Below are 19,350 nucleotides of genomic sequence, written 5' to 3'. Positions count from 1 at the left end.
CCGCACAAATAACTAAGAGATCGCACTGCATGGCTTCTTCCAACTCGGCACCGCCACCAACCAACCCGCCTGACCAAAATGGCAAGCAAACGCGCAAGGCGCCGTCGCGCTCGTCACGCTTCTTCCTGCTGGCCGGACTGTCCGTGCTCGGCCTGGGCGTCACGGGCGTGCTGCTGGTGGTGTTCGGCCTGGCGATGGCCTATCCCAACCTGCCCGAGCTCGACACGCTGACCGACTACCGGCCGAAGATGCCGCTGCGGATCTTCTCCGCCGATAATGTGCTGATCGGCGAATTCGGCGAAGAGCGCCGCAACCTGGTGCGCATCAAGGACATCCCGGACGTCATGAAGAAGGCGGTGCTGGCCATCGAGGACGACCGCTTCTATGAACACGGCGGCGTCGATTACACCGGCATCCTGCGCGCCGGCCTGCACAACGCCATCGGCAGCGGCGGCAAGCAAGGCGCCTCGACCATCACCCAGCAGGTGGCGCGCAACTTCTTCCTGTCCAGCGAACAGACTATCAAGCGCAAAGTCTACGAGATGCTGCTGGCGTGGAAGATCGAGAAGAACCTCAGCAAGGACCAGATTCTGGAGGTCTATATGAACCAGATCTACCTGGGCCAGCGCGCCTATGGCTTCTCGTCGGCCGCACAAATCTATTTCGGCAAAAACCTGCGCGACATTAGCATCGCCGAAGCGGCCATGCTGGCCGGCCTGCCGAAAGCGCCGTCGGCTTACAACCCGGTCGTCAATCCAAAGCGCGCACGCACCCGCCAACAGTACATCCTGCAGCGCATGCATGAGTTGGGTTACATCAGCGACAAGCAGTACGAGACCGCCAAGGCCGAAGAGCTGAAGGTCAAGACCGACAGCAGCGAGTTCGGCGTGCACGCCGAGTACGTGGCCGAACTGGCGCGCCAGCTGGTGTACGAACAGTTCAAGGAAGATACCTATACCCGCGGCCTGAACGTGTTTACCACCATCACCAAGGCCGACCAGGACGCCGCCTACCTGGCGCTGCGCAAGGGCGTGATGGACTACGAGCGCCGCCATGCCTACCGCGGTCCGGAAGCGTACATCGACATCCCGGCCAAGAAGGAAGAAGCCGACGACGCCATCGAGACCGTGCTGGCCGAGCATCCGGACAACGACGACCTGATCGCCGCCGTGGTGCTGTCGGCCACGCCGCAGCTGATTACCGCCGTGACCGCTTCGGGCGATGAAATCAAGATCAGCGGCGCCGGCCTGGAACAGGGCCGCTCGTGGCTGTCGGATAAAAACCCGCCGAACAAGCGCATCCGCCGTGGCGCGGTGATCCGCGTGCTGCAGGAGGGCAAAGACTGGCTGGTGGCGCAGATGCCGGAAATCGAATCGGCTTTTGTTGCGGCCAGCACGCAAGACGGCGCGATCAAGGCCATGGTGGGCGGCTTCGACTACAACCGCAACAAGTTCAACCACGTGACCCAGGCCTGGCGTCAGCCGGGCTCGTCGTTCAAGCCGTTCATCTATTCGGCCTCGCTGGAGCGCGGCCTGTCGCCGGCCACCATCATCAATGATGCGCCGATTTCGTTCGACGCCGGCCAGACCGGCGGCCAGGCGTGGGAGCCGAAGAACTACGACGGCAAGTACGAAGGGCCGATGACCATGCGCAAGGGCCTGACCAAGTCCAAGAACATGATCTCGATCCGCATCCTGCACCGCATCGGCGCCAAGTACGGCCAGGAATACGCAACCCGCTTCGGCTTTGACGCCGACAAGAACCCGCCTTATCTGACCTTGGCCCTGGGCGCCGGCAACGTCACGCCGCTGCAGATGGCCGGCGCGTATGCGGTGTTCGCCAACGGCGGCTACAAGGTCAGCCCTTACCTGATCTCCAAGGTGACCGATGCCGACGGCAAGATTTTGTCGCAGGCGCATCCGGACCAGGCCGGCGACGAGAAGAACCGCGTGATCGACGAGCGCAACGCCTTCCTGATGGATTCGATGCTGAAGGACGTGGTGCGCTTCGGCACGGCGGCCAAGGCCAATGTGCTGGGCCGGCGCGACATCGCCGGCAAGACCGGCACCACCAATGATTCGATCGACGCCTGGTTCGCCGGCTACCAGCCCAAGCTGGTGGGCATCGCCTGGATCGGCTACGACCAGCCTAAGAACCTGGGCAACCGCGAAACCGGCGGTGGCCTGGCGCTGCCGATCTGGATCAGCTACATGCAAAAAGCGCTGAAGAGCATTCCGATCGAGGAACGTGCGGTGCCGGACGGCGTGATGCTGGTGGGGGATGAGTATTACTATACGGAGAATCCGCCGGGCACCGGGGTCAACAACCTCGATGCGCCGGGGCATGGCACCCCGGCCGAGGAAAAGGCCAAGGATGCCGTGAAGAACGAGCTGTTTTAAGCGTCAGGCGTCAGCACCACTGGCGCGCCGCCCTGCTTCGAGACTTCCTCGGACAGGGTGGCAAACAGCTCGGAGCCGTCGCGGGTATTGAGCCACTTGCCGTCTTTTTGCTTATAGTGGTAGCCGCCGGAACGCGAGGCCACCCACAGCTCGGACATCGCCGCCTGGCTGTTGACGATGATCTTGGAACCGTTGTCGATAAACTCAATCTCCAGCACGTTGCCGCTGCGGCTGCATTCGACATCGGTCATGTCGGCATCGTTTAAACGGTCCAGCGCGGCCTCAATGGCGTTGAGGGTGGCTTCGGCTTGCGCCAGGAATTCTGATTCGCCCATGCTACACTCCAGTATCTGCATCTAAATAATCCATGATTCTATCGTGAAGTCCACTTTCCGTTTGATTATCGGCACATCTATCCTGTGCCTGACCACCTTGCTGAGCGCCTGCGGCCAACCCGGCCCGCTGTACCTGCCCAAGCCTCCTGCAGCCAAGCCCACCGCCAAGAGCGGCGCCGTTGCGCCTACCACCTCGCCGGTGCCTCCCGCGCCTCAACAATAAAGTCTATGTCGCAATTTTCGTATAAAGACGGCGTCCTGCACGCCGAAGGCGCGTCGCTAACCGCCATCGCTGAACAGTTCGGCACGCCGACCTATGTGTATTCGAAGGCCGCGTTGCTGTCCAACTTCGCCGCCTACGCCGACGCCTGCGCCGGCCGCGACGCGCTGGTGTGCTACGCCATGAAGGCCAACTCCAACCTGGCCATCCTCGACCTGCTGGCGCGCCAGGGCGCGGGCTTTGACATTGTCTCCGGCGGCGAACTACTGCGCGTGCTGGCGGCCGGTGGCGATCCTGGCAAGGTGATTTTCTCCGGCGTCGGCAAGAGCGTGGACGAAATGCGCCTGGCGCTGTCGCACGACATCCTGTGCTTCAACGTCGAATCGATCCCCGAGCTGCACCGCCTGAACGAGGTGGCCGGATCGATGGGCAAGAAGGCGCGCATCTCGCTGCGCGTGAATCCGAACGTCGACGCCAAGACCCACCCGTATATTGCGACCGGCCTGAAAGCCAACAAGTTCGGCGTGGCGTTCGACGATGCGCTGGACACCTACCGCACCGCCGCCAAGCTGCCGCACCTGGACGTGTCGGGCATCGACTGCCACATCGGCTCGCAACTGCTGGACGACGCGCCGCTGCTGGAAGCGCTGGACCGCTTGATCGAGCTGATCGACCAGCTGGGCGCCGAAGGCATCGAACTGCACCACCTGGACATGGGCGGCGGCATCGGCATCGACTACCGCGATGCGGACGACGCAGCGCCGGTGCCGGTTGGCACCTACCTGGGCCGCGTCTTTGCGCGCATCGACGCCTGGCGCGCCGAGCGTCACAACGGCAAGCCGATCAAGGTGATCTTCGAACCAGGCCGTTCGATCGTCGGCGACACCGGCGTGCTGCTGACCAAGGTCGAGTTCCTCAAGCATGGCGAAGAGAAGAACTTCTGCATCGTCGACGCGGCGATGAACGACATGGCGCGTCCAGCGCTGTACCAGGCCTGGATGGATATGCAGCCGGTGGTGCAAGGCAGCGCCGCCGCCGCCGAATTTGATGTGGTGGGACCGATCTGCGAATCCGGCGACTGGCTGGCGCGCGACCGTTCGCTGGCGGTGGCAGCCGGCGACCTGCTGGTGATGCACACCGCTGGCGCCTACGGCATGACCATGGCTTCCAACTACAACACCCGCGGCCGCGCGGCCGAGGTGATCGTCGACGGCGACACTGTCCATCTGGTGCGCCAGCGGGAGAAGCCGGAAGACTTGTACGCGCTGGAATCGGTGATCAAGTAAGCCACCAAAGCCGCCCGCACCCGCCGGCGGCTTTTTTTTACTGCGCCGCTTTGCGCGCCGCCCACCAGACGCGCATCAGCAGCAGCGTGCCGATGATGGCGATGAACAGGATCGGCTGGGCGAAGTTGTGCTTGCCGGCTTTCATCCACCAGAAGTGCAGCAGCGCCAGCGGAGCGATCACGTAGATCAGCCGGTGCAGCCACTGCCAGCGCTTGCCGCCCAGGCGCTTGATCATGCCGTTGGTGCTGGTCAAGGCCAGCGGAATCAGCAGCACGAAGGCGATGAAGCCGACCGTGATGAACGGCCGCTTCAGCACGTCCTTCCACATCTCGGCCAGATCAAAGAAATGGTCGAACCACAAAAAGGTCATGAAGTGCAGGAAGCCGTAGAAGAAGGTGTACAGCCCCACCATGCGGCGCAGCTTGATCAGCCAGTTCCATCCGCTCAGCTTGCGCAGCGGCGTCACCGCCAGCGTGATGGTCAGGAAGTACAAGGTCCAGTCGCCGGTGCCGCGCGTGATGAATTCGAGCGGGTCGACCAGTTGCCCGGTCAGCGTCAGATACGCCATGCGCGCCAGGGGAATCAGCGCCGCGACAAACACGGCGCCCTTGAGCCAGCTGATTTGTTTCGTGGTCGGCATCAGTAGAATTTTTTCAGGTCCATGCCCGCGTACAGCGGGGCCACATCGTTATAGCCGTTGAACATCAGCGTCTTGCGCTTGCGCGACAGGAAGCCGTCTTCGCCGATGCGGCGCTCGGACGCCTGCGACCAGCGCGGGTGATCCACATCCGGATTCACGTTCGAGTAGAAGCCGTACTCATTCGCCGCCGACAGATTCCACGAGGTGCGCGGCTGGTCTTTGACGAAGCGGATCTTGACGATCGACTTGGCCGATTTGAAGCCGTACTTCCACGGCAGCACCATGCGCACCGGCGCGCCGTTCTGGTTCGGCAGCACTTCGCCATACATGCCGAAGGCCAGCAGCGCCAGCGGGTGATTGGCCTCGTCGATGCGCAAGCCTTCGGTGTACGGCCATTGCAGCACGCGGCTGCCCACGCCCGGCATCTGCTTCTTGTCAGCCAATGAGACGAATTCTACATACTTGGCGTTACCGGTGGGCTCTACCTTTTTGATGAGCTCGGAGAGCGAGTAGCCGATCCACGGGATCACCATCGACCAGCCTTCGACGCAGCGCAGGCGGTAGACGCGCTCTTCCATCGGCGCCAATTTCAGCAGCGCATCGATGTCCAGCGTCATCGGCTTCTTGACTTCGCCTTCGATGGAGATGGTCCACGGCCGCGTCTTCAGCGTGCCGGCGTACATCGCCGGTTCGCTCTTGTCGGTGCCGAATTCGTAGAAGTTGTTGTAGGTAGTGGCGTCTTTGTACGGCGTCTGCTTGTCGAGCACCGAATAGGCCGGATTGAGCTTGGCGGCCAGCTTGGCGCCAGTGCCCTGCGCAAACGCTTCGCGCTGCGCCATTTCGAGCAGCGCCGCACCGCCGACCGCGCCCATGGCGATCTGCTTCATGAAGCTGCGGCGCGATTCGTACAGCGTGCGCGGCGTGATTTCAGAGGAAAACGGCAGGTCTATGCCATTCGGGGAACGCTTGATCAACATGGTGGACTCCGGAAGCGGTGTGAGGCTCAACCTTACACCAAACTCCCGGAATCAAACTTAAACTTCCGTTTACAACTTGCCGTAAGAGTGCAGACCGGACAGGAACATGTTGACGCCCAGGAAAGCAAAGGTCGTCACCAGCAGGCCCACCAGCGCCCACCACGCCGCCGGACGGCCGCGCAGGCCGGTCATCAGGCGCATATGCAGCCAAGCCGCGTAGTTGAGCCAGACGATCAGCGCCCAGGTCTCTTTCGGATCCCACGACCAGTAGCCGCCCCACGCTTCGGCCGCCCACAGCGCGCCGAGAATGGTGGCGATGGTGAAGAAGGCGAAACCGGCCGAGATGGCCTTGTACATGACGTCATCCAGCACTTCTTCCGACGGCAGGCGGTCGTTCAGGTAGCCCGAGGTTTTCAGCAGGTAGGCCGCGGCCACCATGGCGGCCAGCGCGAAGTTGCCGTAGCCAATGAAGTTGGCCGGGACGTGGATTTTCATCCACCAGCTTTGCAGCGCCGGCAGCAGCGGCTGGATGTCGGCGGCGTTGCGCGAGGTGGTGTACCACATCAGGAAGCCGATCGCGGCCGAGATCACCAGCAGCACGAACGGGCCCATCTGGCGGGTGGCGTAGCGCTGTTCGAAGTACAGGTAGAACATCGCGGTGATCAGCGAGAACAGGATGAACACTTCGTACAGGTTGGAGACCGGAATGTGGCCGACGTCGGCGCCGATCAGGTAGGACTCGTACCAGCGCACCATCATCGCAGTCCAGCCCAGCACCACGGCGGCCCAGCACAGCTTGGAGCCGATGCTGGAGGCGGCGGCCGAGCGGCCGATGAAGCCGATCCAGTAGAACACGGTGGCGATGACGAACATCACGCTCATCCACAACACCGCCGACTGGCTCGACAACATCATGCGCAGCCAGAATTTTTTGGTGCCGTTATCGAGGTCGCCGGCGTACATCGAAATCGCCCACAGCGACAGCAGCGCGATCAGCGGCATCAGCCAGCGCACCGCCTTCCAGTGCCAGCCCAGCGTGGCGAACACCGGCACAGCTGCCAGCAGGATCACCTGCTCGTAATAATTCATGAACGCGCCGTAGCGGCTCAGGCCGAACAGCGCGCCGGCCAGCAGCGCCAGCGCGAACAGCCAGTCGGCCACCGTGAGGCGCTTGAAATAGCCTGGCGCCTGCTGATAGGTTTGCTGGGATTGGGTCATTTCCATGGTTTGCTCCTATGCTGCCGACTGCGGCAGTTTTTCCTTCAGTATTTCAAATTCGCGTTCAAAATCCAGCGTCTTGCGTTGGGTGCTCATGGCCATCAGCGCGTCGCTGGCGCCGTTGGCGCCGTCCTTGATCCAGATCCACAGGCGGCGTTCGCGGATGTAGAACATGGCGAACACCCCCAGCACCAGGAACAGGCAGCCGAGATAGACAACATTCTTGCCCGGCGAGCGGGTCACCTGGAACACCGAGGCCTTGATTTCGTTGTAGTCGTCCAGTTGCAGGTAGACCGGGGCGCCGTAGAAGAACGCATCCGACAGCGCGTTGGTGGCCAGTTGCAGGAAACGGGCGTGGATTTCGTCTTCGCTCACCGGCGGCAGCTGGTCCTTGGCGCGCGCGACTTGCCACAGGTCCCACAGGCTGCCGTTGAGGATCTTCATGAAGACATCGGCGGCCTTCTCCTGCTCGGCGGCCGGGACTTTTTCCAGGAACTGCGAAATGGCCATGAAGCCGGCCGCCTTGTCGCTGCCGGCAAAGATGCCCAGGCTCTTGTCGGCCGAGGCCTGCAACTGCGCGCGCAGGGCGTCGCCGGCGGCGGAATTGGGCGTGGCGCGTGCGGCGTAACGCTGGGCGGCGGCGGCGCGCAAGGCCGGATCTTGCAGCGCGGCGCGCAGGCGCATCCATTCGGTCACGCTGTGGCCGTCGTCGGCCGGAATGCGCAGGTAGCTGAAGTTGTCCGACGGATTGGCGCGTACGCCGGCCAGGAACACGGTGGCGCCGTCGACCGTGACCGGCTGCATGTAGTTCTGGTATTCGCGCGCCTGGCCGGTCTTGTCGCGCAGCTTGTAGCTGACGCTCGGACCGACGTTTTTCAGGTTCTTGTTGACGGCGTTCTTGCCGGCCGAGCCGGTGTGCTTGTCCAGGCTTTGCGCCAGTTCTTCTTCCAGGCTCTTGCCCTGCTTGACGGCGCGCGGGTCATCGGTCGGGCCGACGTTTTCCACGTTGAACGGACGGAAGCCCGACCATTCGACCGTGGTGTCCTTGGTCAGCGGCGTGGTGCCGCCGACTTCGCCGGCGATCTCGAACCGCTCGGCGCCGTTGCCGGTCATCGGGAAGCCGCTCAGTTTAAGCTTGCTGCCGCCGTCTTCAAAGCTGGACTGGTAAATCGACACGCCGTTGAAGGTCAGCGGGTGATTGACTTCGATGGTGCCCTTGACCGTTTCGCCGGTCTGGTTGTCGCGCACTTCGACGTCGCTGGCGAACAGCTTGGGCATGCCGGTGCTGTAGAAATCGATGGTGAATTTTTTCAGGCTGATGGTGAACGGCAGTTCCTGGATCAGCACGCCGTCCGGACGGGCCAGGATGGCGGTATTGCTGTTCTGTCCTTCCGGAATCATGGTGTTGCCACGGAAGGTGGGATTGCCGACGCCGAGACGGTGCTGCGGCGGCACTTGCGAAATCAGGCCGCTGCCGTTGAACGGCGTCTTGCCGAAGAACCATTCCTGCATGCGGACCGGTACGTCCGAATCGAGCAGCCCGCCGATACAGATGATGACGATCGACGCGTGGGCGAAAATGTAGCCGAACTTGTTGGCGGCGCCCTGCTTGGCCGCCACCAGCGTGCCGTTATCCTTTTCCACCAGCTTGACCTGATAGCCGGCGTCCTTCAGCCGCGCGGCGCTCTGCTGCGCCAGCGCCGCGCGTGACAGCGGCGCCTGCCATTGCATCTTGTGGTGGAAGTTCAGCAGCGACTGTTCGCGCACGTTCTCGCGCCAGCTGCGCATGTCCTTCATCATCTTTGGTGCATTGCGCACGATGCACAGCGTGGTCGAGGTAACCAGCGCCGTCATCAGCAGCAGGAACCACCAGGCCGAGTACACGGTGTACAGGCCGATCTTGCGGAAGATCTCGTACCAGAACGGGCCGAACTGGTTGATGTAATTGCTCGACGCCTCGCCCTGCTTCATCACGGTGCCGATGACGGCGGCGATCGCAATCATCGCCAGCAAGGCGATGGCAAAGCGCATGGAAGAAATCAGTTCAACGATTTCGCCAATGATGGGGCGGCGGGTTTTCAGCTCGATGCCGGTGGTGCTAGGGCTAGTCATGCAAGTTCTGCTTCTTTAATAAAAGTGGTCAGGCGGCAGCATACCAACAAAAAGGGCGGCATGCTTACGCTGCCGCCCTCATCTTTTGGGTGAGTCCGCACCGGAAAGATGCGGATACGTCAACTTTATTTCAGGCCTGCTACGTAATCGGAAACGGCCTTCATCTCTTCATCCGACATGCGCTTGGCAATCGCTTCCATTTCGACGCTCTTGCGGGCGCCGCTCTTGAACAGGCCCAGCTCGGTGAACGCATAGTCCTGGTGCTGGCCGGCGAGGCGCGGATACTGGACCGGAATGCCGGCGCCGCTGGCGCCGTGACAGCTGGCGCAGGCCGGCACGCTCTTCTCGGCGAGGCCGCCGCGATAAATCTTCTTGCCCATTTCGACCGTGTCCTTGTTCTTGGCGGCGCCTGCGGTAGGCTTCTGGGTCACCAGCCAGGCGGCGATGTTGTGCTTTTCTTCATCGGTCAGCATCTTGGCGTAGGTCGTCATCACCGGTTGATTCCGTTGCGCCGTCGTAAAGTTCACCAGTTGCTTGTAAAGATAACCTTCGTGCTGGCCGGCCAGCTTGGGATTGACGGCAATGGTGGAATTGCCTCCGGCGCCGTGACACGACACGCAGGCCGGCAGGCCGCGGGCGGCGTCGCCGTCGGAAAACAGGGTGGCGCCTTTGGCAGCATCGATCTTGGGTGGGGCAGGCGGGGCGGGCTTTTTGTCTTCGGCGTGGGCCGTGGCCGAAACGGCCAGCAAGGCAACAAGCAGGGATTTTACAATCGGTGAAAACAGATTCACACTATTCATTCAAGCACCCTAGGAGGAGTCTAAAAAGTTTTAAACCAGGGATGTCCACAGAGGCGCTAATACCTGCCAGGGGGCACCGGGTATCTACTCATTGTACAATAGCTTAAAAAATTCCCTGCTTTAACCTGTTGCTTTTTCCCCAATCCCCATGTCCAAACTCTGGCAAGCCCGCTTCTTTACGACCGTTAACCAATTACGCGACCTCCCCAACACCCAGGTGCCGGAGATCGCTTTTGCTGGTCGCTCCAATGCTGGTAAATCCACTGCCATCAATATTTTGTGCAACCAGAAGGGTCTGGCGTTCGCCTCCAAGACCCCTGGCCGTACCCAGCACATCAACTATTTCTCCATCGGTGGCGCGCACGTGGCGCAGCACCGCAAGGACCCGACCATCGTCGAGGAGATCGAAGCGCTGCTGGTCGACTTGCCCGGCTACGGCTACGCGGAAGTGTCCGGCTCGGCCAAGCTTCACTGGCAGCGCCTGCTGGGCGACTACGTGCAGCGCCGCGAGCAGCTGGCCGCGCTGGTCCTGATCATGGATTCGCGCCGCCCGTTCACCGACCTCGACGTGCAGATGCTGGAATGGTTCGCCCCGACGGGCAAGCCGATCCATTGCATTCTGACCAAAGTGGACAAACTTAACCGTAACGACTCGATCAACGTGCTGCGCCAGGCGAAAGCCAAGCTCGACAGCTACGTCGACGAAGACGGCGAAGGCTTCCCCTTCACCGTGCAACTGTTCTCCGCGCAGAACCGCATCGGCATCGATGAAGCCAACGACAAGATTCTTGAACTGGCGGGGCTGCTGGAGGACGAAGAATCCACCCCAGATTTAGGAAGCGATAGCAATGAGTAAAGCAGCAGCTGCAGCAGCCCAATTTCCTGCCATCCGCATGCGCCGCATGCGCCGTGATCCATTCTCGCGCGCGTTGATGCGCGAAAACGTCGTCACCCCGGCCGACCTGATCTACCCGGTGTTCATCCTGGAAGGCACGCACCAGCGCGAGGCGGTCGCGTCGATGCCGGGCGTGGAGCGCGTGTCGGTGGACCTGCTGCTGAAGGTGGCGGAAGAATGCGTGTCGCTGGGCATCCCGGTGCTGGCACTGTTCCCGGTCATCGATGCGTCGAAAAAAACCGAAGATGGCGTCGAAGCCACCAATCCGGACGGCCTGGTGCCGCGCGCGGTACGCGCCTTGAAGCAAGCCTTCCCTGAGCTGGGCATCCTGACCGACGTCGCGCTCGACCCGTACACCAGCCATGGCCAGGACGGCCTGATCGACGAAAACGGCTACGTCATCAACGACATCACCACCGACATGCTAATCCGCCAGGCGCTGTGCCACGCGGAAGCCGGCGTTGACGTGGTGGCGCCGTCCGACATGATGGACGGCCGCATCGGCGCGATCCGCGCGGCGCTGGAAGCGGGCGGCCACATCCACACCCGCATCATGGCCTACTCGGCCAAGTATGCTTCGGCGTTCTACGGCCCGTTCCGCGACGCGGTCGGCTCGTCGGCCAACCTGGGCAAGGGCGACAAGAACCAGTACCAGATGGACCCGGCCAACAGCGACGAAGCACTGCGCGAAGTGGGCCTGGACCTGGCCGAAGGCGCCGACATGGTGATGGTCAAGCCGGGCATGCCCTACCTGGACATCGTGCGCCGCGTGAAAGATGAATTCAAGGTGCCGACCTTTGCCTACCAGGTGAGCGGCGAATACGCGATGCTCAAGGCGGCCGCACAAAACGGCTGGCTGGACCACGACAAGGTGATGATGGAATCGATGCTGGCGTTCAAGCGCGCCGGCGCCGACGCCGTGCTGACCTACTTCGCGCTGGACGTCGCGCGCAAGCTGCAAGGCAAATAAGCACGCTGCAAGCATGAAAAAAGCCGGGTTAGCCCGGCTTTTTTATTTATCGCGATGCCCCGCGCGTATATTCGGGGAACATTTCCTTCATCAGGAAAGCCGACAGTTCTTTCTCGTCTTCCTTGCGCGCGCTCAGGTTGACTACTTTGCCCAGGCGGCGCGATTCCCACTGGAAGTCGCCCGGCTTCTCTTTGCGGATGATCTTGATCATTTCCTTGACCACCGCCGTCTCGATATCCTGCTCGGCGCCCTGCTCGACGTGAATCTGCTGCAGCCAGTTGCGCTTGAAGTTGGTGTTCCAGCCGCGGAACTTGACTTCGGCACTGTGGAAGCTCTTGTCGACCTGGAACACGCCGCCGGTATCGTCACGGTCGGCGCCGCTGCTCTGGCCGGCGCCGTTGGCGCGCGCGATGTTGGCCAGCGCCACCCGCTTGGCGCGGTCCGATTCGCTCTCGGCAGCCGGCGCCGGTGGCGCAGGCGGATTTAGCGATTCACGCGCGGCGCGCTTCTTGGCGATCATTTCCGACATGTCCTCGACCGGCGGCGGCGTCATCGTCGCCTGCACCGGCGGCACGAAGGTTTCCAGCTTGGGCTTGGTCGCGACCGGCGCTTCCTTGGTCACCACCGGCTGCTTGCGCGGCGGCGGCGGCTTGGTGGCCGGCTTGGAGGGCGCCGGAGACGGCTTGGTGATCGGCTTCGGCACCACTTTTTCCATCGGCTGGATGTAGACCATGTGGCCGCCCTTCGGCGGCGCCGACTTGGTCGGCTTGGGCGACGGCACCAACAGGTAGTACAGCACGCCAGCCAGGTGCAACGCGATCGAGATCGCGATGCCGATGCGCTTGTTTTTGGACTTGCGGTCCCACGTGGCAAAGCTATCCTGCGCCGACGGCAGCCGTTGGCCGCAAGTCTCGCAGTATTCCGAATGCGCGGAGAGGATATGGGAGTCGTGGTGCAAGATACAAACCTTGTGGAACGCAGAAGTCGTCAAAATGGGGCCATAGTGCCAGAGTCCCGCTCTTTTGGGAACCGCTCCAAATGCCATGTAGGGCACCAGACTGTCTACTTTACAAGTTTCGGCTCTTGATGGGTGTTACCGTATGTATCAATTGCTTTGCAAAGTGTCATGTTTTTGAGCATGCGCCGCCGACCGTTTATGCGGATTGCGACGCTGGTTTGCCGTCATTTTAGCGGCCAGCGCCATGACGCATTGTTCGGCATCCCACACCTGGCGGGACCTCAGCTGCGGGCGCGGCAAGGCATGCGTGTAGTAGTGCGCGCCTTCGGTCAGGTAGCCCAAGGCCCAGATGTTGGCGAGCGCGGCACCGGCGGCGTCCAGCGGCTGGCCGGCGCGGTTGAGGTCGATGCCGCCGGGGTGGAACATGCCGTTGTAGTACGGCCGGACCAGGCCGCGTTTTAACATATTACGGATCAGTAAGGATGTGTCGGTTTCCGGCACAAACGGCTCCAACCTTGCTATGACGACCACGTCGACCGGGTGTTGCACGGCGCCGCCGCTGAATTTGGTGGTGAGCAGGTAGGTGGATTCGGTTTCGTCGATGTCGACGCGGCTGCCGGGGCCGGCTTGCAGGGTGATGACGCCGGCGTCCAGCAGCGCCAGCAGTTCTTCGTTGCGGCGCAGCGGCGGGCCGAAGGCGGCGCGGTTGATGGCGGGATGGTAGACGTTGAGGAATTTGCGGTGCGAGGCCGGCGTCAGGCCGCCGTGCTCGATGGCCGACTGCAAGGTGGCGCGCACGTCGCGCAGGACGTCGGTGGCGGCTTTGGTGGGACTGGCAAGGTTGCCGCGACGCGCCTCGGCCAAGTCGGCTTGCAGCCAGTCGCGGAAATAGCTGCGGAACTCGGCCAGCGAGGCGAATTGGCGCTCGTGCAACGGGAATAGCAGTTCGGCCAGCAAGGCGTCCTGGTCCAGTTCGGCGGCGGCGTGGACCGGCGGCGACACGGGGGCGACCCCGCCCTGGTCAGCGGCGGACGCGGCGCGGTTCGGGGCGGCTGTGGCTGCGGCTGCGGCGCGGTAGGCATCGGCGATTTCGCGTTTCAGCAGTGGCAGCAGTTCGCGGTCGAAGTCCAGCTGACTGCTGCCGCGCGCGATCAGGGCCTGGCGGCGCAGCGCCTCCACCGCGTCCACCGTGAAGTGGCGCGCCTGATGGCGGCCGTCCAGCCCCTTCTGGTTGACGCCCCGCGCCGCGTACGGCAAGCAGTTGCGCGAGCACAGCGTCAACTGCGGCTCGCGCCCGGACGGCAGATAGCGCAAGCCCTCGGGTCCTGCCACAAACTCGCCGCCCCGCCCCACCGTCAGCTCGGCGATCACATCGTGCGCACTCAGCCCCAGCCCTTGGATCGCCACCCGCGCATCGGCGCTGATGCGCGACAGCTGTTCCATCGGATACACCTGCCGCACAAAGCCCAGCCGGCTGTTGTAGCGCGCATGGTCCTGCGCAAACTTGCCCAGCCTCGCATCCAGATCACTGGGCAGGTTGCTGCCATGCCCGGTGGTGAGGAACACAAAATCGCTGGTGACCACATACCCGCTGTCCAGCTCGATCACGCTGCTGCCATCCGGCCGCTGCGACAAGTCCACCGCCCGCTGCCGGTGATGCGTGACCACCACGCCGGCCGGCAGCGCCGCCGCCAGCTGCTGGTAGACCCACGCCAGGTATTCGCCCAGCAAACTGCGCGGTAGATAGTCCGCCTCGCCGATGTCATGCCCGCCACTGCCTCCCAGACGGTAGTAGCGGTCGCCTACGCGCCGATAGCCCATCTGCCTGGCCCATACCGTTAGCGACGGCGTGGCGCACACTGGGGCGTGTCTGACGGCCCCAGCGGCCGGAAACATGGTGACCTGGCTAGCCAGCGTGTTGATCAGCAAATGCTGCGGCTGGCGCGCGACGTGCACGCCCGGTCCGCATTCGCCGGGTTCGATCAAAATCAGGTCAAGGAGAAGCTGGCGGTGAAGCGCCAGCGCGGCCAGGCGTTCAAATACGCTGAGCCCGCGCGGGCCCATGCCGATGATGGTGATGCTGGTGCGTTTCATCCGATCGCCTCTTTGTCCGGGCCAAAAGCCCATGATAAAGAGACGATCTTTACATCAACTTGTCACCGCTCAATGCTTGTTCACGGCCTTCAGCGGAACGGCATGCACCGCTTCGCGTTCGGCTGGCGGAATGGCTGCGTCGGCGGCGATCTCATGGTCCAGCATCGGGCCGGTGCCGCTGTACTTGTCGAGGAACAGGTAAATCACCGGCGTGATGTACAGCGTGATCACTTGCGAGAAGATCAGGCCGCCCACCACGGCCAGGCCCAGTGGCTGGCGCAGCTCGGCGCCGGCGCCCAGGCCCAGCGCGATCGGCAGCGCGCCCATCAGCGCCGCCATGGTGGTCATCATGATCGGACGGAAGCGCAGGATACAGGCCTGGCGGATCGCCACGGCCGGCGTCAGCCCCTCATTGCGCTGCGCGTGCAGCGCGAAGTCGATCATCATGATGGCGTTCTTCTTGACGATACCGATCAGCATCAGGATGCCGATGATGGCGATCATGGTCAGGTCCAGGTTGAACAGGCGCAGCGTCAGCAGCGCACCGACCGCCGCCGACGGCAGGCCGGCCAGAATCGTCAGCGGGTGGATGTAGCTCTCGTACAGAACGCCCAGCAGCACGTAGATCACGCCCAGCGCGGCAATGATCAAGATCAGCTGGCTACCCTGCGAACTCTGGAACACCGCCGCGTCGCCGCCGTAGTTGGTGATGATCGATGGCGGCAGGCGCATGTCGGCCGCCCACTGGTCGATCTTGGCGGTGGCTACGCCCAGCGGCACGTCCGGCGCCAGGTTGAACGACAACGTAATCGCCTGCAACTGGCCCTGGTGGTTGACGGCGGTCGGGCCGATGGTGCGCTCGACGGTGGCAAAGCTGGACAGCTGCACCAGCTGGCCGGTCTTGTTGCGCACCGAAATCTTGGTCAGCGCGCTATCGAACTGGCGGTCAGCGTCGGCCGCTTCCAGGATCACGTAGTAGCTGGCGGCCGGCGAGTAAATCGTCGACACCTGGCGTTCACCGAAGGCCAGGTACAGCGCGGTGCGGACATCGCCGATCGCCACGCCGAGGTTGTTGGCCTTGTCGCGGTCGATCTTCAGCGACGCTTGCAGCCCCTTGTTCTGCGAATCGCTGGTGACGTCGCGGAAGTCCGAATCGGCGCGCATGCGGTCCATGTATTTTTCCGCCCAGTCATTCAGCGCGCCAGGACTGACCGATTGCAGCGTGTACTGGTAGCGCGACTTGGACTGGCGTCCGCCCAGCTGCAAGTTCTGCACCGGACTCAGGTAGACGGCGATGCCCGGCACCTGTTTGGTGGCCTTGCGCAGGCTGTCCAACACTTCTGGCATGCGCTTGCGTTCGCCGCGCGGCTTGAGCACCAGGAACATGCGGCCGGTGTTGCCGCCGCCGACGAAGGACGTCACATCCTGCACGTTGGGATCGGCCTTGATGACGGCCGCGACTTTTTCCTGCAAGTCCATCAGCGAGGACGACGAGATATCTTCCGAGGCCTCGGTGTTGACGCGGATCTGGCCCAGGTCTTCCTCCGGGAAGAAGCCTTTCGGCGTGGTGACGTACAACAGCGCCGTTAGCGCAAAAGTGCCGAACGCGGCGGCCAGCACGATGTAGCGGTGATGCAGCGCGACATCCAGCGTGCGGGCGTAGAAGTCGCGCAGCGCGCCGAAACCGGCTTCGAACCAGCGGCCGATGAAGTTGCCTTTGTCGTGCTCCGGATCGATGGCGTCGGCCGGCAGCAGGCGGCTGGCCAGCATCGGCACCAGCATCAGCGACACCGCCGCCGACACCAGCACCGACAGCGCCACCACCACGGCGAATTCGTGGAACATCAGGCCGATCACGCCCGGCATGAAGAAGATCGGAATAAACACCGCCACCAGCGACACGGAAATCGAGATGATGGTGAAGCCCATCTCCTTGGCACCGATCAGCGACGCTTCCAGCGGCCGCTTGCCCATCTCGATGTGACGGACGATGTTTTCCAGCACCACGATGGCGTCATCGACCACCAAGCCGACCGCCAGCGTAATGCCAAGCAGCGAGACATTGTCCAGCGAGTAGCCGAAGGCGTACAGCAAGGCCAGCGCACCCAGCAGCGAAATCGGCATGGTGATCGCCGGAATGAAGGTCGCAGCGGCGCGGCGCAGGAACAGGAAGATCACCATCACCACCAGGCCGATGGTCAGCAGCAGCGTCAGGTTGACGTCGTGAATCGCTTCGCGGATCGACACCGAACGGTCGTTGACCAGGTTGATGTTGATCGAGGCTGGCAGCTGCGCCTTGAACTGCGGCAGCAGGCGGCGCACGCCGTCCACCACCTGGACGGTGTTGGCGTCCGGCTGGCGCTGCACCAGCAGCACGATCGAACGTTCGCCGTTGTAGCTACCGGCCGCCTTGGTCGACTGGAAGCTGTCCTGCACGTCAGCCACGTCCTTGAGGCGCACCGGCTGGCCGTTGCGCTGGGCGATGATCAGCTCGGCGTAGTCGGCCGCCTTCATCAGTTGGGCGTTGCCGGTGATGGTCAGCGTCTGGCTCGGGCCGTCGAGAATACCCAGCGGCGTGTTGGCGTTGGCGGATTTGATCGCCTGCTGCAACTCGTCGAGCGTCAGGTTGCGCGCGTTCATCAGGTCGGACTTGGCGCGCACGCGCACGGCGAAACGTTTCTGGCCGTTGACGGTCACCTGCGCCACGCCGGGCAGCGTGGACAGCGATGGCGCGATCAGGTTTTCGGCGTAGTCATTCAGCTCGGATAGCGTCAGCGAGGGCGAGTTCATGGTCATGAACAGCACCGGCGCGTCGGCCGGATTGACCTTGCGGTACGACGGCAAATCCGTCATTTCGATCGGCAACTGGCGTTGCGCGCGCAGCAGCGCCGCCTGGACGTCGACCGCCGCTTCGTTGACGTTGATGCTCGGGTCAAACTCCAGGGTCAGCGAGGAATTGCCCAGCGTGTTGGTCGAGGTAATGAGGCTGAGGCCGGCGATGGTGGAGAACTGCTTCTCCAGCGGCAGCGCCACCGACGACGCCATGGTGTCCGGCGACGCGCCCGGCAGGTCGGCCGACACATTAATCACCGGCGTGTTGTAACTCGGCAGCGCCGCCACCGGAATGTAGAAGTACGACAGCACGCCCGCCAGGATCAGGGTGGCCGACAACAGCACCACCATCACTGGACGACGGATGCACAACTCGGAAAGGTTCATCGCTTAGCCCTTCTGCTTGCTATCATCAACCTTGGCGTCGGCCGGCTTGTCAGCCGCGGCGACGCGGACTTTGCCGCCCGGCCGCAGGTTTTGCTTGCCGTCGACAATCACTTGTTCGTCGCCAGTCAGACCGGAGACGGCGGCGCTTTCTCCAAACGCATACAGGCGCTTGATGTTGACCACCTTGGCGGATTGGTCCTTGTCCACCGCGTAGACGAAGGTGCCGCGGGTGTTGCTAATGATAGCGTTTTGCGGAATCACCGTCGCGCCTTTGAGCACGTGCGAAATCAGCTTGGTGTTGACGTACTGGCCCGGCCACAGCGCGGTATCCCTATTGTCGAACTGGGCCTTGACGCGGATCACGCCGGCCACCGGATCGACCGTGTTGTCAATGAAGCTGAGCTTGCCATTGACGGCCAGCGTCGAGTTATCCAGTGTTACCTGCACCGGCACCGCCCCCTCGCGCTGCGCTGCCATCAGGCCGCTCAGCGAGGTTTCCGGCAAGGTGAAGGCGACCGTGATCGGGTCCAGCTGAGTGACCGAGGTCAGCAGCGTAGTCATCTGCACCACGCTGCCCGGATAGACGTTGATGGCGCCGACCCGGCCGTTCATCGGTGCGCGGATCGCGGTGTAGCTGGCGTCCACATTGGCGCCGCGCACGGCGGCTATGTCGGCCTGCAACACGGCGCGGGCGGAATCGACCTGGCTCTTGAGCGTGTCGACGGCGCCCTGGGCAATGAATTTCTGCGCCAGCAAGTCCATCGAGCGTTTGTACTGGCGCTCGTAGTCGGCCAGCGCGGCGCGGTCGCGTTCGACCTGGGCTTGCGCCTTGTCGAGATTGGCGCGCTCGGTGCGGTCGTCCAGCGTGAACATCAATTCGCCGGATTTGACGAACTGGCCTTCCTTGATGTGCACCTTGGCGATGGTGCTGGTGGTTTGCGGATGCAGGTCGACCGTGCTGATCGGCGTTACCGTGCCGTTCGCTTGCAGCACCACCGGCACGTCCTGGCGCTTCGGCGCGATGATGCTGACGGTGGTCGGGCCTTGCGGGCCGTTACCGTTCAGCTTGTTACCGGAAGCCGGCTGCTCGCTGTGATGCGTCATATACCAGATGCCGCCACCGACTACTACGATTGCTCCGACCAGAAACGCCAAGGAAGATTTTTTCATTTTTAATAATAATTTTCACGTCGAAAAACATTGCCGCCAAGCATAAGGCGGAATATT

The 19,350-nt window shown here is 62.8% G+C and carries 15 protein-coding genes; 5 read left to right on the top strand and 10 right to left on the bottom strand.

Translation table 11 applies throughout. The annotated features are described in order from the left end of the window. Positions 1 to 29: 29 nt before the first annotated feature. Complete coding sequence (locus tag HH213_RS13425) at positions 30 to 2,399, top strand: penicillin-binding protein 1A (RefSeq protein ID WP_110846420.1); 2,370 nt, start codon at positions 30 to 32, stop codon at positions 2,397 to 2,399. On the opposite strand, the gene cyaY is transcribed toward HH213_RS13425, so the two are convergent. Further along, positions 2,396 to 2,734, bottom strand: a complete 339-nt coding sequence (gene cyaY / locus HH213_RS13420; RefSeq protein ID WP_110846419.1) for an iron donor protein CyaY — start codon at positions 2,732 to 2,734, stop codon at positions 2,396 to 2,398. The two genes, HH213_RS13425 and cyaY, sit on opposite strands and share 4 nt — an antisense overlap. Before the next feature lie 43 nt (positions 2,735 to 2,777). On the opposite strand from cyaY, the gene lptM reads away from it, so the two are divergent. Both lptM and lysA read left to right on the top strand, forming a co-directional pair. After that, positions 2,778 to 2,957, top strand: coding sequence for an LPS translocon maturation chaperone LptM (gene lptM / locus HH213_RS13415; RefSeq protein WP_110846418.1), 180 nt, complete (start codon positions 2,778 to 2,780; stop codon positions 2,955 to 2,957). A 5-nt stretch (positions 2,958 to 2,962) separates the two neighbouring features. Next, positions 2,963 to 4,240: a diaminopimelate decarboxylase gene (lysA, locus tag HH213_RS13410; protein WP_169112542.1), complete on the top strand. Its 1,278-nt coding sequence runs from the start codon at positions 2,963 to 2,965 to the stop codon at positions 4,238 to 4,240. 37 nt (positions 4,241 to 4,277) lie between these two features. Here lysA and msrQ read toward each other — a convergent pair whose 3' ends face one another. The 5 genes from msrQ to HH213_RS13385 all read right to left on the bottom strand — a co-directional run bounded on the left by msrQ (position 4,278) and on the right by HH213_RS13385 (position 9,987). Continuing rightward, positions 4,278 to 4,880, bottom strand: coding sequence for a protein-methionine-sulfoxide reductase heme-binding subunit MsrQ (gene msrQ, locus HH213_RS13405; protein WP_169112541.1), 603 nt, complete (start codon positions 4,878 to 4,880; stop codon positions 4,278 to 4,280). Next, positions 4,880 to 5,857 carry a protein-methionine-sulfoxide reductase catalytic subunit MsrP gene (gene msrP, locus HH213_RS13400; RefSeq protein ID WP_169112540.1) on the bottom strand — a complete coding sequence of 326 codons (978 nt, stop codon included), beginning with the start codon at positions 5,855 to 5,857 and terminating at the stop codon, positions 4,880 to 4,882. The genes msrQ and msrP overlap by 1 nt, the downstream gene beginning before the upstream one ends. 69 nt (positions 5,858 to 5,926) lie before the next feature. Further along, positions 5,927 to 7,081 carry a c-type cytochrome biogenesis protein CcsB gene (gene ccsB, locus HH213_RS13395; protein ID WP_169112539.1) on the bottom strand — a complete coding sequence of 385 codons (1,155 nt, stop codon included), beginning with the start codon at positions 7,079 to 7,081 and terminating at the stop codon, positions 5,927 to 5,929. Positions 7,082 to 7,090: 9 nt separating this feature from the next. Further along, entirely contained in the window at positions 7,091 to 9,187 is a 2,097-nt protein-coding gene (locus HH213_RS13390) for a cytochrome c biogenesis protein ResB (RefSeq protein ID WP_169112538.1), read from the bottom strand. A gap of 125 nt (positions 9,188 to 9,312) precedes the next feature. After that, complete coding sequence (locus HH213_RS13385; protein WP_169112537.1) at positions 9,313 to 9,987, bottom strand: c-type cytochrome; 675 nt, start codon at positions 9,985 to 9,987, stop codon at positions 9,313 to 9,315. A gap of 148 nt (positions 9,988 to 10,135) precedes the next feature. Here HH213_RS13385 and yihA point away from each other — a divergent pair, with 148 nt between their 5' ends. Continuing rightward, positions 10,136 to 10,843: a ribosome biogenesis GTP-binding protein YihA/YsxC gene (gene yihA, locus HH213_RS13380; protein WP_110846411.1), complete on the top strand. Its 708-nt coding sequence runs from the start codon at positions 10,136 to 10,138 to the stop codon at positions 10,841 to 10,843. Beyond that, positions 10,836 to 11,852 (top strand): porphobilinogen synthase, encoded by a 1,017-nt coding sequence (gene hemB, locus HH213_RS13375; protein WP_169112536.1) that lies wholly within the window; start codon positions 10,836 to 10,838, stop codon positions 11,850 to 11,852. The genes yihA and hemB overlap by 8 nt, the downstream gene beginning before the upstream one ends. A 46-nt stretch (positions 11,853 to 11,898) precedes the next feature. On the opposite strand, the gene HH213_RS13370 is transcribed toward hemB, so the two are convergent. From HH213_RS13370 to HH213_RS13355, 4 genes are all read right to left on the bottom strand, one after another. After that, positions 11,899 to 12,810 carry a hypothetical protein gene (locus HH213_RS13370; protein ID WP_110846409.1) on the bottom strand — a complete coding sequence of 304 codons (912 nt, stop codon included), beginning with the start codon at positions 12,808 to 12,810 and terminating at the stop codon, positions 11,899 to 11,901. A gap of 147 nt (positions 12,811 to 12,957) precedes the next feature. Continuing rightward, positions 12,958 to 14,904 carry an FAD/NAD(P)-binding protein gene (locus HH213_RS13365; RefSeq protein ID WP_169112535.1) on the bottom strand — a complete coding sequence of 649 codons (1,947 nt, stop codon included), beginning with the start codon at positions 14,902 to 14,904 and terminating at the stop codon, positions 12,958 to 12,960. Between the two features lie 69 nt (positions 14,905 to 14,973). Further along, entirely contained in the window at positions 14,974 to 18,123 is a 3,150-nt protein-coding gene (locus tag HH213_RS13360; RefSeq protein ID WP_169112534.1) for an efflux RND transporter permease subunit, read from the bottom strand. A 3-nt stretch (positions 18,124 to 18,126) separates the two neighbouring features. Beyond that, positions 18,127 to 19,293, bottom strand: coding sequence for an efflux RND transporter periplasmic adaptor subunit (locus HH213_RS13355; protein WP_169112533.1), 1,167 nt, complete (start codon positions 19,291 to 19,293; stop codon positions 18,127 to 18,129). Positions 19,294 to 19,350: the final 57 nt, after the last annotated feature.

This window comes from Duganella dendranthematis, from assembly GCF_012849375.1.
Classification (GTDB): domain Bacteria; phylum Pseudomonadota; class Gammaproteobacteria; order Burkholderiales; family Burkholderiaceae_D; genus Rugamonas; species Rugamonas dendranthematis.
This window is presented reverse-complemented; position numbering and strand designations above follow the sequence as displayed.

Bases quoted from the DNA above. Each gene is read 5' to 3' on its own strand.
- cyaY (WP_110846419.1), bottom strand. From the start codon at position 2,734: ATGGGCGAATCAGAATTCCTGGCGCAAGCCGAAGCCACCCTCAACGCC.
- lysA (WP_169112542.1), top strand. From the start codon at position 2,963: ATGTCGCAATTTTCGTATAAAGACGGCGTCCTGCACGCCGAAGGCGCG.
- HH213_RS13360 (WP_169112534.1), bottom strand. From the start codon at position 18,123: ATGAACCTTTCCGAGTTGTGCATCCGTCGTCCAGTGATGGTGGTGCTG.
- msrP (WP_169112540.1), bottom strand. From the start codon at position 5,857: ATGTTGATCAAGCGTTCCCCGAATGGCATAGACCTGCCGTTTTCCTCT.
- msrQ (WP_169112541.1), bottom strand. From the start codon at position 4,880: ATGCCGACCACGAAACAAATCAGCTGGCTCAAGGGCGCCGTGTTTGTC.
- yihA (WP_110846411.1), top strand. From the start codon at position 10,136: ATGTCCAAACTCTGGCAAGCCCGCTTCTTTACGACCGTTAACCAATTA.
- HH213_RS13390 (WP_169112538.1), bottom strand. From the start codon at position 9,187: ATGACTAGCCCTAGCACCACCGGCATCGAGCTGAAAACCCGCCGCCCC.
- ccsB (WP_169112539.1), bottom strand. From the start codon at position 7,081: ATGGAAATGACCCAATCCCAGCAAACCTATCAGCAGGCGCCAGGCTAT.
- HH213_RS13385 (WP_169112537.1), bottom strand. From the start codon at position 9,987: ATGAATAGTGTGAATCTGTTTTCACCGATTGTAAAATCCCTGCTTGTT.
- HH213_RS13365 (WP_169112535.1), bottom strand. From the start codon at position 14,904: ATGAAACGCACCAGCATCACCATCATCGGCATGGGCCCGCGCGGGCTC.
- HH213_RS13425 (WP_110846420.1), top strand. From the start codon at position 30: ATGGCTTCTTCCAACTCGGCACCGCCACCAACCAACCCGCCTGACCAA.
- hemB (WP_169112536.1), top strand. From the start codon at position 10,836: ATGAGTAAAGCAGCAGCTGCAGCAGCCCAATTTCCTGCCATCCGCATG.
- HH213_RS13355 (WP_169112533.1), bottom strand. From the start codon at position 19,293: ATGAAAAAATCTTCCTTGGCGTTTCTGGTCGGAGCAATCGTAGTAGTC.